Source organism: Pseudomonas arvensis, assembly GCF_056688935.1.
This window is the reverse complement of sequence record NZ_CP162038.1, coordinates 3,426,053-3,439,066: the sequence shown is the minus strand read 5'-3', so window position 1 is coordinate 3,439,066 and position 13,014 is coordinate 3,426,053. Positions and strand designations below refer to the sequence as shown.

The 13,014-nt window shown below is 62.2% G+C and carries 13 protein-coding genes; all 13 read left to right on the top strand.

The window, feature by feature from the left end; genetic code table 11:
• Window positions 1-5: 5 nt before the first annotated feature.
• The 13 genes from AB3G88_RS15210 (at window position 6) to AB3G88_RS15150 (ending at window position 13,005) form a co-directional block, all read left to right on the top strand.
• The gene (locus AB3G88_RS15210; protein WP_480450488.1) at window positions 6-1,301 is read left to right on the top strand and encodes a lipopolysaccharide biosynthesis protein; all 1,296 of its coding nucleotides are present in this window, start codon (window positions 6-8) and stop codon (window positions 1,299-1,301) included.
• Complete coding sequence (locus tag AB3G88_RS15205) at window positions 1,298-2,488, top strand: O-antigen ligase family protein (protein WP_191946272.1); 1,191 nt, start codon at window positions 1,298-1,300, stop codon at window positions 2,486-2,488. The genes AB3G88_RS15210 and AB3G88_RS15205 overlap by 4 nt, the downstream gene beginning before the upstream one ends.
• Window positions 2,485-3,648 (top strand): polysaccharide pyruvyl transferase family protein, encoded by a 1,164-nt coding sequence (locus tag AB3G88_RS15200; protein ID WP_099586860.1) that lies wholly within the window; start codon window positions 2,485-2,487, stop codon window positions 3,646-3,648. Before AB3G88_RS15205 ends, AB3G88_RS15200 begins: the two co-directional genes overlap by 4 nt.
• Window positions 3,645-4,196, top strand: coding sequence for an LbetaH domain-containing protein (locus AB3G88_RS15195; RefSeq protein WP_099586859.1), 552 nt, complete (start codon window positions 3,645-3,647; stop codon window positions 4,194-4,196). The genes AB3G88_RS15200 and AB3G88_RS15195 overlap by 4 nt, the downstream gene beginning before the upstream one ends.
• Window positions 4,193-5,170 (top strand): nitroreductase family protein, encoded by a 978-nt coding sequence (locus AB3G88_RS15190; RefSeq protein ID WP_158235070.1) that lies wholly within the window; start codon window positions 4,193-4,195, stop codon window positions 5,168-5,170. The genes AB3G88_RS15195 and AB3G88_RS15190 overlap by 4 nt, the downstream gene beginning before the upstream one ends.
• Before the next feature lies 1 nt (window position 5,171).
• Complete coding sequence (locus tag AB3G88_RS15185; RefSeq protein ID WP_099586857.1) at window positions 5,172-6,107, top strand: glycosyltransferase family 2 protein; 936 nt, start codon at window positions 5,172-5,174, stop codon at window positions 6,105-6,107.
• A 69-nt stretch (window positions 6,108-6,176) separates the two neighbouring features.
• Window positions 6,177-7,298, top strand: a complete 1,122-nt coding sequence (gene gmd / locus AB3G88_RS15180) for a GDP-mannose 4,6-dehydratase (protein WP_099586856.1) — start codon at window positions 6,177-6,179, stop codon at window positions 7,296-7,298.
• Between the two features lie 2 nt (window positions 7,299-7,300).
• On the top strand, window positions 7,301-8,278 hold the full coding sequence (fcl, locus tag AB3G88_RS15175; protein ID WP_191946269.1) for a GDP-L-fucose synthase: 978 nt from the start codon (window positions 7,301-7,303) through the stop codon (window positions 8,276-8,278).
• Complete coding sequence (locus AB3G88_RS15170) at window positions 8,278-9,486, top strand: glycosyltransferase WbuB (RefSeq protein WP_099586854.1); 1,209 nt, start codon at window positions 8,278-8,280, stop codon at window positions 9,484-9,486. The genes fcl and AB3G88_RS15170 overlap by 1 nt, the downstream gene beginning before the upstream one ends.
• 5 nt (window positions 9,487-9,491) lie before the next feature.
• Window positions 9,492-9,950 (top strand): GDP-mannose mannosyl hydrolase, encoded by a 459-nt coding sequence (locus tag AB3G88_RS15165; protein WP_099587033.1) that lies wholly within the window; start codon window positions 9,492-9,494, stop codon window positions 9,948-9,950.
• A 25-nt stretch (window positions 9,951-9,975) separates the two neighbouring features.
• On the top strand, window positions 9,976-11,385 hold the full coding sequence (locus AB3G88_RS15160; protein ID WP_480450483.1) for a mannose-1-phosphate guanylyltransferase/mannose-6-phosphate isomerase: 1,410 nt from the start codon (window positions 9,976-9,978) through the stop codon (window positions 11,383-11,385).
• Between the two features lie 180 nt (window positions 11,386-11,565).
• Window positions 11,566-11,805 (top strand): hypothetical protein, encoded by a 240-nt coding sequence (locus AB3G88_RS15155; protein ID WP_224793926.1) that lies wholly within the window; start codon window positions 11,566-11,568, stop codon window positions 11,803-11,805.
• An 87-nt stretch (window positions 11,806-11,892) separates the two neighbouring features.
• Window positions 11,893-13,005, top strand: a complete 1,113-nt coding sequence (locus AB3G88_RS15150; protein WP_250925801.1) for a polysaccharide biosynthesis/export family protein — start codon at window positions 11,893-11,895, stop codon at window positions 13,003-13,005.
• The last annotated feature ends 9 nt before the right edge of the window (window positions 13,006-13,014 follow it).

Below are 13,014 nucleotides of genomic sequence, written 5' to 3'. Positions count from 1 at the left end.
TTGAAATGCCCCGTTCGCTGTCGCGCCGCTTTCGCCTAAACGTGCTCAGTTATGGCTACACCCAACTGGTGACGCTGGCGGCACAACTGGTGCTGGTGCCGTTCTTCCTGCACGCCTGGGGTACCGGGCGTTATGCCGACTGGCTCGTGCTCACGGGTATCCCGTCGATGCTCAGCCTGCTCGATTTCGGTGTCGCCCAGGCGTCCGCCACCAGTGCCACGTTGCGCGCCAGCCAGGGCGATGTGCCCGGTGCGCGGCGCAGTGTACAGACCGCGTTGGCATTTACCCTGGCGGTGGTGGGGCTGGTGCTGGTGTTCGCCCTGACCCTTGGCCAGTGGCTCGACTGGGTGACGCTGCTCAGGCTCAAGACCCTGGCGCCCGAGCAAGCGAGCCTGGTGGTGGTGTTCATGTCCGGCTACCTGTGCACGCGGCTGCTCGGAGGGCCGATTGACGCGTGGTTCCGTACCATCGACAGGACTGTCGGTGGCGTCTTTATCATGGCCAACCGCAGGACCCTGGACATTATGTTGTCGATCGGTGTGCTGTTGCTCGGCGGCTCGGAGCTGCAATTGGCCCAGGGCATGTTTTTCAGCCAGGTGCTGTTCCTGCTGCTGGTGACCCTGTTTGTACGGCGTATTTCACCCTGGCCGTTGCTGGGGCTGGGCTCGGCGTCGTGGGCCGAGTTTCGCGGTATCTGGAAACCCGCAGTGGGCAGTGCAGCTATTCCGCTGGCGCAAGCCATTACCCTGCAAGGCGGCCTGCAAGTGCTCAACCAGATCGCCGGCCCGGCAGTGGTGGTGGGCTACACCATGGCGCGCACCCTGATGCGGCTGATCATCCAGTTGGGCATCACCTGCAGCAATGCGCTCACTCCGGAGATATCACGCCTGGCCGGGCGCGGGCAATTCGACCAGGCGCGACGCTTTACCCAGCGCGCCAGTTCAATGGTCCTGGGCCTCTGCGTGCTGGTGTACGGCGCAGGCATCTGGGCCGGGCCGCAGATCATTACGCTGTGGAGCCATGGCCTGGTGCAGGTGGACCGCGTGTCATTGGCGCTGATCGGCGCCCATACGATTCTCAACGTGGCGTGGTTCATCCTCGCGGCGATGCTGATTTCCACCAACCGCCATACGCGCACCTCGGTGATCTACGCCTTGAGCAGCCTGGCCGCGTTGTTGCTGTGGCTGGCGGGCAGGGCACACATTGATCCACTGCTCGGCGCGTCTCTGTTGCTGGCAATGCCGGAGTTGGTGGTGCTGGTTTACCTGCGGGTGATTCGCGTCGGGGAGGTGGGCCCATGATGCTGTCCCAGGCGCGCCTGACCCTGTACTTGCCGCTGACGTTTTTTGCGTTGCCGCTGGCGTTGAGCAATAACCTGTCGCAGCCGTTGGCGTTGCTGCTGTTGCTGCCGTTCGTGGTGTATGGGTTGCGCGGTTTCAGCCGGGCGCTGCCGTTGCTGGCACTGGTGATTGCCGCCAGCGTGTTGCAGGTGCTGGTGAGCAGCGGGGCGAAGATTTCCCTGTATCAGTTCATGCGCTCGGGCATTCCGTTTTTCTATTTTGTGCTGCTGTTGGCGGGGTACCGCTATGTGCAGGCCAATGTGGAGAACATCGCCCGCGCCCACAGCCCTGGCTATCGACGGATTATCGAGCGGATCATTTACTTCTTCGCCCTCGGCCAGTTGTTGCAGGTCAGCCTGTACGGCGTGGGCATCGACCTGACCAATGCTGCCTCCAAATCCAGCGACGAAGTGGGGCGGATCATGTTGTTCCCCACCAGCTCGGCCGTGCTGCTGTTCTTCTACGCCTGCTGCCAACGCAAGATCGGCCTGATGCTGATCATCGCCGTCACACTGCTGGCGGCCGGCTCCAAGACCATCCTCGCGGCCATGGCCGTGATGATCCTGCTGTCGGCAATCACGCAGCGCAAGGTCAAGTCCCTGGCGGTATTGGTGGTGGCCATCGGTGCCCTGGGTACGTTGACGTTCTATGCCAGCCCCTTGGCAGTGTCGCGCTTTGCCACGTACTTGTTCGAGGAAAAGGGCGAAGACGTCACCCGCGCGTTCGAGATCGCCCACGCCAAGGAGTCGTTCCTCGACAACCCGGCCACGGTGTTCCTTGGCAATGGCCTGGCCAAGCAATTGACCCCCGGCGTGCCGACCAATGACGAGCGCTGGTTCGAAAATTCCAAGTTCGATATCGAGAACGGCTACTGGGGGGTGACCGCCAAGCTGGGCGTCGTCGGTGTGACGCTGTTCTGCCTGCTGTTCAGCGGCCTGCCACGCACCCCGGTGTCGCTGGCGGTGGTGGCGATTCTGCTGATTTTTTCGTTCAAGACCAGCTACCAGTTCTTCACCACCTTCGATGGCAGTTATTTGCTGGTGTGGTCGATGCTTATCGGCCTGCTCAACACGGCCGCGCCTGCCCGCCAGGCCGTTCGCCCGCCCGCGCGCCCAATCCATTCCTCACTCAGACAGGCTGGTTCATGAACGCATCTGTACGCCCCGTGAAGGCCGGGATACTGACCTACCATTTCAGCGAGAACTTCGGCGCCGTGCTGCAAGCCTATGCGTTGCAGCGCTGGCTGCAGCAGCAGGGCTTGCAGGTCAGCCTGATCAACTACCACCCGGCCTATGTGGAGGACGGCAGCGAGTTGCGTCAACTGTTCAGCCCACGCCAGCTCAAGGCCAACCTCAAGGCGCTGTACCTCAAGGCCCTGGCGTTGAAAACCCAGGTGCTGGGGCCCAATGTCCAGTCGCGCCAATTCCAGGCGTTCAAGGCGCGTTTCCTGAATATCCAGGCGCCGCGCTACGCCACCGCCGCGCAGCTCAAGCAGGCGGTTGCCGGCCAGCAGTTGCTGGTGGCGGGCAGTGACCAGATCTGGAACCCCTCGGGCCAGACCGGCCTGGACCCTGCGTACTTCCTGGCGTTCGACTGCGACAAGGCGACTCGACGCATTTCCTACGCCGCCAGTTTCGGCAAGGAATACCTGGAACCCGAGTACCACGCCGAAGCCGAAGGCCTGCTCAAGCAGCTGTCGGCGATCAGTGTGCGCGAAGAGAGCGGGGTGGCTATCGTGCAGCAGGTCGCCGGGTTGGCCGCCCATTGCGTGCCCGATCCGACGCTGCTGCACCGCGATTATTCAGCGCTGCTCGCCACCGCCAGCCAGACCCGCACTGGCCACGTGTTCTGCTATGCGCTGCGCACCGGCGTGGGCGTGCGTGAGGTGGCCCAGGCGTTGTCCCGCCATGTGGCCGGACCGATCGTCTCGCCGTACAACGCGCACCGGCGCTGGCGCCAGATCGGCGAGACTGTGCAGGTCGGCCCCCAGGACTGGCTCAAGCTGCTCAAGGACAGCGCCTACGTGGTGACCAACTCGTTCCATGCCACGGTGTTCGCGATCATTTTCGAGAAGCCGTTTATCGCCGTGGGCCTGCCGGGCACCAAGGCCTCGCTCAACGCGCGGGTGCGCAATCTGTTGGAGAAGCTTGAACTGTCCCAGCGGTTTTTGCCGGCGGACGACGCAGGCCAGGTGCAACGCTTGATTGCCGCGCCCATCGACTGGGTCGCCGTCAGCGCCCGGCGCCAGGCATTGCAGCAGGTGGGCGAACGCTACTTGCTGGAACAGCTGGCGGCGCTCCAGTCATGAGCGACTTCGCCCAACTCAAGTACGTGGACACCTTGCCCCACAGTGACAAGGCCCGACGCCTGTTGTGGGGCATCGTGTATCAACTGCTGTTTCGCCCCACGCCGCGCTGGATGTTGCATGGCTGGCGGCGCGGGCTGCTGCGCTGCTTTGGCGCCAGGATCGGCGAGGGGTGCCGGATTGCGCCCACCTGCAGCATCTGGGCCCCGTGGAACCTGGAGATCGGCGACTACACCGCCATCGCCGACGGGGTGGATGTGTACGCCATGGCGCGGATCACCCTGGGTTCCAAGGTCACCATCAGCCAGCGCAGTTTCCTCTGCACCGGCACCCATGACACCCGCAGCCTGCTGCGGCCGTTGGTGACCCGGGAGATCGTGATCAAGGACCACGTGTGGGTCGCTGCCGAAGCGTTTATCCATCCCGGCTGTGTGCTGGAAGAGGGCTGCGTGGTGGGCGCGCGGTCGGTGGTCACCGCCGACCTGCCGGCCTGGATGATTTGCGTCGGTGCGCCATGCCGCGCCCTCAAACCGAGAGACATCGCACTATGAAACAGGTGAAACGCATGATGGCCAAGGCATGGAAGTTGATGTTGTTCGTCAGCGAGTTTTTTCGCGACATGCTCACGTTTATGCGCCACAACGGCTATTCGCCGCTGGAGAGTCGCAACAAGAAGCTGTTCTACAAGATCCTTATCGAAACCCACACCGTGGAGAAAGGCCTGTCCCTCAAGGAGCCCAAGCCGCTGTTCGGCAAGGACAAGATCAACGGCATCATCCACATGCTCAACGAATATGACCGCACTTATTCGGCGTTGCCGCTGGAGATGGCCCTCGGCGCGTTCCAGGGCTATCTGGACCTGCATCGTACGCTCGGCATCAGCGACGATTTTGTGTTTTACCTGGACGCCTATGTCGAGCACCTCAAGCGCGACGGCACCGCCGGCACCGGCGGTATCAAGCGCGCCGCGCCATGGCTGGGCAATGGCGGGCTGGACGCCAAGGCGTTCCTGCAATCGCGCTCCAGTTGCCGGATGTTCAAGGCCGGCAAGATTGACAGTGGCTTGCTCACCTCGCTGGTGGAGCTGGCGCAGTCGTCGCCTTCGCAATGCAACCGCCAGTCGTCGCGGGTGCATGTGTACCAGGACCGCGCCGTGATCGCGCAGCTGCTTGAGTTGCAAGGCGGTTCGCGCGGCTTTGCACAGTCGGTGGACAACCTGTTTGTGGTCACTTCGGAAGTCACCGCCTGGGGCGGCGCCGGCCAGCGCAACCAGCTTTACGTCGACGGCGCGTTGTTCTCCATGGGGCTGTTGCTGGCCTGCCATGCCAACGGCCTGGGGGCGTGCCCGCTGAACCTGGCGATCCTCAACTCGGTGGAACGGAAAATCCGCAGTATCGGCGCTATAGCGGCCAGCGAGCGGCTGATCATGATGATCGCCGTGGGCTTGCCTCTGGAAAGCCATTTCCGGGCCGCGCGTTCACCGCGCCGGCTCACCACCGAAGTCCTGCAACTGCACGGTGGTTGAGATGAAGCGAGAAACCGTCAGTGTGATCATCCTTACCTACAACGAAAGCCTGCACATCGCCCGGGCCATCGAGTCGGTGCGTGCCTTCAGCGACGAAGTGCTGGTGGTCGATTCGTTCTCCAGCGACGACACCTGTGACATCGCCCGGCGCCACGGCGCGCTGGTGGTGCAGCACCCGTTCGTCAACCAGGCCAGACAGTTCCAGTGGGCGCTGGACCACCTACCGATCACCGGCAACTGGACGATGCGCCTGGACGCCGATGAAATCATCGAGGCTGACCTGGCCGCCGCGATCAATACGCGACTGCCTTTGTTGGCAAACGATGTCACCGGCATCAACTTCAAGCGCAAGCATATCTTCATGGGGCGCTGGGTGCGCCATGGCGGCCGCTACCCGCTGAAGATGCTGCGGCTGTGGCGCACCGGGAAGGGTCGTATCGAAGACCGCTGGATGGACGAGCACATCTCGGTGGCCGAAGGCCGCACCATCACCCTGGAAGGCGGGTTTGCCGACCACAATCTGCATGACCTGACCTTCTTCACCCACAAGCACAACCAGTACGCCACACGCGAAGCGATTGAAGTGCTGAACGCCCGGCTGGGCTTGTTTGTGATCCGCGACGACCTGCACGCAGGGCAGAGTTCGTTGCAGGCCAAGACCAAGCGGTTGGTCAAGCACCGCCTGTACAACCGGGTGCCGTTTACTGTGAGTTCCACCGCGTATTTCCTGTGGCGCTACATCATCCAGCTGGGGTTTCTCGATGGCCGCAGCGGCCTGGTCTATCACCTGCTCCAGGGCTATTGGTACCGCTTTCTGGTGGGCGCCAAAGTGTTGGAGCTGGAAACCGCGATTGCCCATTTAAACGATAAGGAAGCCATTGTCCGGGAACTCTCGAAGTTGACCGGCCATAACTTGAACCTGCCCACACCGAAGTAACCGAGCGTTTTCAACAAACACCCAAGTCTGGGTGTCGGCCCTCGCTCGCCTATAAATTGGGAGACAGACATGAACAAAGTTGCGCTTATCACCGGGATTACCGGTCAGGATGGGTCGTACCTGGCGGAGCTGCTGCTGGAAAAAGGCTATACCGTGCATGGCCTCAAGCGGCGTTCGTCGTCGTTCAATACCCAGCGTATCGATCACCTGTATCAGGACCCCCAGGCCCTGCACAAAAACCTGGTGCTGCACTATGGCGACCTGGCGGACTCGTCGAACCTGACGCGTATCATCCAACAGATCCAGCCCGACGAAATCTACAACCTCGGCGCCCAATCCCATGTGGCCGTGAGCTTTGACTCACCGGAGTACACCGCCGACGTGGATGCCCTGGGCACCTTGCGCATCCTCGAAGCCATCCGTCTGCTGGGCCTGGAAAAGAAGACCCGGTTCTACCAGGCCTCCACCTCCGAGCTGTACGGCCTGGTGCAGGAAACCCCGCAGAAGGAAACCACGCCGTTCTACCCGCGTTCGCCCTACGCGGTGGCCAAGCTGTACGCCTACTGGATCACCGTGAACTTTCGCGAAGCCTATGGGCTGTATGCGTGCAACGGCATCCTGTTCAACCACGAGTCGCCGCGTCGCGGTGAAACCTTTGTGACCCGCAAGATCACCCGCGCCCTCAGCAACATCGCCATGGGCCTGGAGCAATGCCTGTACATGGGCAACATGGACGCGCTGCGCGACTGGGGCCACGCCAAGGACTACGTGCGCATGCAGTGGATGATGCTGCAGCAGGACACGCCCGAGGACTTTGTGATCGCCACCGGTGTGCAGTATTCGGTGCGCGACTTCATTCGCTGGTCGGCGGCGGAACTGGGCCTGCATTTGAGTTTTGTCGGCAAAGGTGTGGAGGAGGTGGCAGTGGTGGAGCAGGTCAATGGCGACCTGGCCCCGGGCATTCTGGTAGGGGATGTGATTGTACGGGTGGACCCGCGCTACTTTCGCCCGGCGGAGGTCGAGACGCTGTTGGGCGACCCCGCCAAAGCCAAGCGCTTACTCGGTTGGGTGCCGGAAATCAGCGCCCAGGAGATGTGTGCAGAGATGGTGCGCGAGGACTTGAAGATCGCCCAGCGCCATGCACTGTTGCGCCTGCATGGCCACGACGCACCGATTGCCGTGGAGAACTGAGCATGGCTCGTGATCTTGATGCGCGGATCTTTGTCGCCGGCCATCGCGGCATGGTCGGTTCGGCCATCGTGCGGCGTTTGTGGGCCTTGGGGTACACCCGGATCCTCACGGCGGGCCGCGATGAGTTGGACCTGCTCGACTCAGCGGCGGTGCACGCGTATTTCGCCAAGCACCGCATGGATCAGGTGTACCTGGCCGCCGCCAAGGTCGGCGGGATTCACGCCAATGCCACGTACCCGGCGGACTTCATTTACCAGAACCTGATGATCCAGGCCAACGTGATCCACGCCGCCCACAGCCATGACGTGGAGAAGTTGTTGTTCCTCGGCTCGTCGTGTATTTACCCGGTGCATGCGCCGCAACCGATGATCGAAGCGGTGTTGCTCGACGGCGCCCTGGAACCCACCAACGAGCCATACGCCGTGGCCAAGATCGCCGGCATCAAACTGTGCGAAAGCTACAACCGCCAACACGGCCGTGACTACCGCAGCGTAATGCCGACCAACCTGTACGGCCCGGGCGATAACTACCACCCGCACAACAGCCATGTCATCGCGGGCTTGCTGCGGCGCTTCCACGAGGCGACGCAGCGCGGGGATGACGAGGTGCTGATCTGGGGCAGTGGCCAACCTCGACGTGAGTTCCTGCACGTGGATGACATGGCGGCGGCCAGTGTGCATGTGATGGAGCTGGGCCAGGCACGCTACCGCGAGCACACCCAGCCGATGTGTTCGCATTTGAACGTCGGCACCGGCATGGATTGCACCATCGCCGAGCTGGCCCAGGCGTTGGTGCGGGTCACAGGCTTCAGGGGGCGCTTGCGCTTCGACGCCAGCAAGCCCGATGGCGCGCCACGCAAATTGCTCGATGTGAGCCGTATCAACGCCCTGGGCTGGGAGGCCTACGTGCCGCTGGAGGAGGGCCTGCGCGATACCTATAACGCCTACCTTGCAGCGCTCGAACAGCCGCGGGGCCAGTGATGAAGATCCTTCTGTATGGCATCAATTACAGCCCGGAGCTGACGGGCATCGGCAAGTACAGCGGCGAGCAGGCGCGCTGGTTGGCGAGTCAGGGGCATGACGTGCGGGTCGTCACGGCGCCGCCGTATTACCCGCATTGGGCAGTGGGCGAGGGTTATTCGCCGTGGCGCTTCTGTACCGAGCAGGATGCCGGTGTGACCGTGATTCGCTGCCCGCTGTATGTGCCGCGCCAGCCCACGGCATTGACGCGCTTGCTGCACCTGATGAGCTTCTCCGCCAGCTCGTTTTTCGCGGTGCTGGGGCAACTGCGCTGGCGGCCGGATCTGGTGATCCTGGTGGTGCCCACGCTGTTCTGTGCACCCCAGGCGCTGCTGTTGGCCAAGCTCAGTGGCGCGCGTTCGGTGCTGCATATCCAGGACTATGAAGTGGACGCGATGTTCGGTCTGGGCATCGGCGGCGGCACGCTGTTGCGGCGGATGGCGTTTGCGCTTGAGCGCTGGCTGTTGCGCCGCTTTGACCGGGTCTCGACGATCTCCAGCGGCATGCTCGACAAGGCCCGTGGCAAAGGTGTACGCAGCCAGCGGCTGTTGTTCTTCCCCAACTGGTCGGAAACCACGCGCTTTCGCCAAGTGCCCCGCAACCGTGTGCTGCTGGAGCGCCTCGGTGTGCCGCCCGGCACGCGGGTGTTGCTGTACTCGGGCAACATTGGCGAGAAGCAAGGCGTGGAATTGATCCTCGACGCCGCCCAGGCCCATGCTCATCGCCCGGAGCTGGTGTTTCTGATCGTCGGCCAGGGCACCGGCAAGGCGCGCCTGTTGGAGCGTGTGCAGCGCGACGGCCTGCACAATGTGGTGTTTGCGCCGTTGCAGGCTTACGAGGACTTGCCGGCGCTGCTGGCCTCGGCCGACGCGCATCTGGTAGTCCAGAAGCGCGGGGTGGCGGACTCGGTGTTGCCCTCCAAGTTGACCAACATCCTGGCGGTGGGCGGCCACGCCATCATCACCGCCGACCCTGGCACCACCCTCGGCCGTTTGTGCGAGGAACATCCTGGTATTGCCGTGTTGATCGAACCCGAGTCCGTCGCGGCCCTGAACGCAGGCATTGAACGGGCGCTGGCATTGCCGGCACGCAATGAGGTGGCGTTGAACTATGCTAAGGAGTTCCTCGATAAGGAACGCATTCTGCAACGTTTTCTGGCACAGGTTTGATGGGTATGTGGCTTGATTTACCGACCTTCCATACGGTCGTCGCGTCGACGCCGCTGGTGGCCATCGACCTGGTGGTGAGAAACGGCCGTGGCGAGGCCTTGCTGGGCTTGCGTGTCAATCGGCCGGCCTACGGTTACTGGTTTGTGCCTGGCGGGCGGATCCAGAAAAACGAAAACTTCGACAGTGCATTCCGCCGCATCACCCGCGATGAACTGGGGTGCACATTCGAGCGTGCCGAAGCGCGGCTGCTGGGGGTGTTCGAGCACTTCTACGATGACAGTGTGTTTGCCAACGCCGGATCGGGGCCGGACACCCATTATGTGGTGCTCAGCTACTGCCTGGAGCTGGCCGAGGGCCAAGTCCTGCAGCCGCCGACGGCGCAACACCAGCAGTACCGATGGTGGTCCCAGGACGAACTGCGCATCAGCCCGCGGGTGCATGAACACACCCGCGCCTACTTCTGACTCTGTGTTTCCCGAGGATGTCCTGATGTTATTACCCGTGATCATGGCAGGCGGTTCGGGTTCGCGCCTGTGGCCGCTTTCTCGCCAGTTGAACCCCAAGCAGTTCCTGCGCCTGACCGATGCGCACCTGTCGATGCTGCAGCAGACCATCACCCGCCTGAGCGGGGCAAACGTGGCGTTGCCGCAGCTGATCTGCAATGAACAGCACCGTTTCCTGGTGGCCGAGCAATTGCGTCATCTAGGCATGGAGCAAGCCAGCATCCTGTTGGAACCGGTGGGGCGCAACACCGCGCCGGCCATTGCGTTGGCGGCATGCAAGGCGCTTGCCGAACAGCAGGACCCGATCCTGCTGGTGTTGGCGGCGGACCACCTGATCGACGACATCCCGGCCTTTCACGCCAGCCTGGAAGTGGCGCTGGCGTTCGCCCGGGACGGCAAGCTGGTGACGTTCGGCATCACCCCCACCAGCGCACACACCGGCTACGGCTACATCGAGCAGGGCGCGGCGGCGGGTGAGGGAGGTTACCGGGTCAAGCGCTTCGTCGAGAAGCCGGACGCCGCCACCGCTGCGGCGTATGTGGCCAGCGGTGCGCATTACTGGAACAGCGGTATGTTCATGTTCCGCGCCAGCCGTTACCTGCAAGAGCTGGAGCGTTTCCAGCCGGCGATTCTCGAAGCCTGCCGCGTGGCGCTGGAAGGCGGCAGCCAGGATCAGCCGTTTACCCGCGTGCACGCCGCAACATTTGCCGCGTGCCCGGATGACTCCATTGACTACGCCGTGATGGAAAAAACCGACGACGCGGTGATGGTGCCGCTGAAGGCCGGTTGGAGTGATATCGGCTCCTGGTCGGCGCTGTGGGAGGCCAGTGACAAGGACCCCAGCGGCAACGTGATACGCGGCGATGGGCTGGCCCTGGACACCCGCGACACCTACGTACACGCCGACAGTCGGCTGGTGGCTACGGTGGGCGTGCGAGACCTGATCATCGTCGAAACCAAGGACGCGGTGCTGGTGGCGCACAAGGACCAGGTGCAGCAGGTCAAGGCCATTGTCGACCAGCTCAAGCAGGCCGGGCGTCAGGAGCATCTCAACCACCGCGAAGTATATCGGCCGTGGGGCATGTACGACTCGGTGGACAATGGCCCGCGTTATCAGGTCAAGCGCATCACCGTGAAGCCGGGGGCCAAGCTGTCGGTGCAGATGCATCACCACCGCGCCGAACACTGGATCGTGGTCAGTGGCACGGCCAAGGTGACCAATGGCGAACAGACCTACCTGGTGGCGGAAAACCAGTCGACCTATATCCCCATCGGCCAAGTGCACGCGTTGGAAAATCCGGGGGTGATCCCGTTGGAGCTGATCGAGGTGCAGTCGGGTTCTTACTTGGGCGAGGACGATATTGTGCGGATTGAAGACAAGTACGGCAGGGTGTGAAGTTTTCTGACAATTAATAACGTTTTAAATAACTTCACGGGGCTCAATGCATTGAGCGCCGGGGGCTTCGTCGGGAAAACGTTATTTTCAACTAAGCGGGTTAAAAGTTATCAGTCTGGCGTGCTGTTTAGTTGGATGGCACTATCGGTTTGCCTGCTCACTGATGATAAGGAGTCTGAGATGAGAATATCACTGGCTATTATAGCGCTCAGTGTCTTGAGTACTTCGGCGATGGCCGCCGAGACGCCGTTGGGGCTGGATACCGCAGTGGTCGGGAGCGTGACGGTGGGGCAAACGCTGTTGGTTGGCGCTGCCCTCGTGGCGGGAGTTGCGGCCGCTTCAAACAGCGGCGGCAGCTCCAATGGTGGCACCACCACAGGTACCACCGGCACCACTGGCACTACGGGTACCAGCAACTAGTTACACACCTTCCGCTTTTAAGACCGCTTGGATTCCCCGCCCAAGTGGTCTTTTTTTCTTGTCGTTTATCGCGAGTGTTCCAACACTATGATGCGTATTTTTTCTATGGCTGTCGTGGCCGCCGCCGTGTTGCAAGGCTGCATGTTTGCACCGGGTCAATATATGGACACCGCCGCCCTGACTGAAGAGGGAGGGGCTGGAAACAGTCGCGTGGAGTTAATTCCAATTACCCCGAAGTTGTTGGCGATGGACGCCGCCACTCAAGTGCCTTACTCCATCCCGGCAGAACTCCTGAGTTATAAACCCGGCCCGTATTTGATCGGCGCCAACGATGCGCTGTATATCACGGTGTGGGATCACCCGGAGCTCACCGCGCCGTCCGGCCCGCAACAGCAGATCGATGCCAACGGCCGGCTGGTCAGCCCAGAGGGCAACCTGTTCTATCCCTATGTGGGTGAGGTGGTTGCCAAGGGCCGCAGCATTGAAGCGCTGCGCGGCGAGATCACCGACAAGCTGCGTCAGTACATTGACAGCCCTCAGGTGGATGTCAGCGTATTGCGTTTTGCCAGCCAGAAAGTGGTGATCAGCGGTGCGGTGGTCAAGGCCGGCCCGGTGCCGATCACTACCATCGCCATGAATGTCAGCGAAGCCCTGGGCCTGGCCGGTATCGATCCGATCAATGCCGACCTGTCGAACCTCACGCTTACCCGTGGCGGCAAGCGCTACAGCCTGGACCTGGACACGCTTAACCTCGACGCGTCGCGCTTGAGCGAGGTTTACCTCAAGGACGGTGACCAGTTGTACCTGGCCTACAACGACCGCAAGCGCATCTACGTGATGGGCGAAGTCATGCAACCCCGTGCGCTGAGTTTCAAGACCCGCAGCATGAACCTCTCCGACGTGCTGGGTTCGGTAGGCGGGGTCAACCAGAACACCTCCAATGCAGACGCCATCTACGTGATTCGCGGCGCACAGCACATCGATGTGGCGCCGGCCCAGGTGTTCCAGCTGGAAGCCGCATCGCCTGCGGCCATGGCCCTGGCCACGCGTTTTGACGTGCAGCCGCAGGATGTGGTGTTTGTCGGCCCCGCGAATATCACGCGCTGGAACCGTTTTATCAGCCAACTGGTGCCGTCCGCTTCAATCATCGGCATTGGTGCGTCCACCCAGAACAACCTGAGCGAAGCCAGCAGCCGATAGGGTGGAACC

What these genes read in the sequence shown, in the direction of transcription:
- AB3G88_RS15210 (WP_480450488.1), top strand. Translation starts at nt 6, where the DNA reads ATGCCCCGTTCGCTGTCGCGCCGCTTTCGCCTAAACGTGCTCAGTTAT.
- AB3G88_RS15205 (WP_191946272.1), top strand. Translation starts at nt 1,298, where the DNA reads ATGATGCTGTCCCAGGCGCGCCTGACCCTGTACTTGCCGCTGACGTTT.
- AB3G88_RS15200 (WP_099586860.1), top strand. Translation starts at nt 2,485, where the DNA reads ATGAACGCATCTGTACGCCCCGTGAAGGCCGGGATACTGACCTACCAT.
- AB3G88_RS15195 (WP_099586859.1), top strand. Translation starts at nt 3,645, where the DNA reads ATGAGCGACTTCGCCCAACTCAAGTACGTGGACACCTTGCCCCACAGT.
- AB3G88_RS15190 (WP_158235070.1), top strand. Translation starts at nt 4,193, where the DNA reads ATGAAACAGGTGAAACGCATGATGGCCAAGGCATGGAAGTTGATGTTG.
- AB3G88_RS15185 (WP_099586857.1), top strand. Translation starts at nt 5,172, where the DNA reads ATGAAGCGAGAAACCGTCAGTGTGATCATCCTTACCTACAACGAAAGC.
- gmd (WP_099586856.1), top strand. Translation starts at nt 6,177, where the DNA reads ATGAACAAAGTTGCGCTTATCACCGGGATTACCGGTCAGGATGGGTCG.
- fcl (WP_191946269.1), top strand. Translation starts at nt 7,301, where the DNA reads ATGGCTCGTGATCTTGATGCGCGGATCTTTGTCGCCGGCCATCGCGGC.
- AB3G88_RS15170 (WP_099586854.1), top strand. Translation starts at nt 8,278, where the DNA reads ATGAAGATCCTTCTGTATGGCATCAATTACAGCCCGGAGCTGACGGGC.
- AB3G88_RS15165 (WP_099587033.1), top strand. Translation starts at nt 9,492, where the DNA reads ATGTGGCTTGATTTACCGACCTTCCATACGGTCGTCGCGTCGACGCCG.
- AB3G88_RS15160 (WP_480450483.1), top strand. Translation starts at nt 9,976, where the DNA reads ATGTTATTACCCGTGATCATGGCAGGCGGTTCGGGTTCGCGCCTGTGG.
- AB3G88_RS15155 (WP_224793926.1), top strand. Translation starts at nt 11,566, where the DNA reads ATGAGAATATCACTGGCTATTATAGCGCTCAGTGTCTTGAGTACTTCG.
- AB3G88_RS15150 (WP_250925801.1), top strand. Translation starts at nt 11,893, where the DNA reads ATGATGCGTATTTTTTCTATGGCTGTCGTGGCCGCCGCCGTGTTGCAA.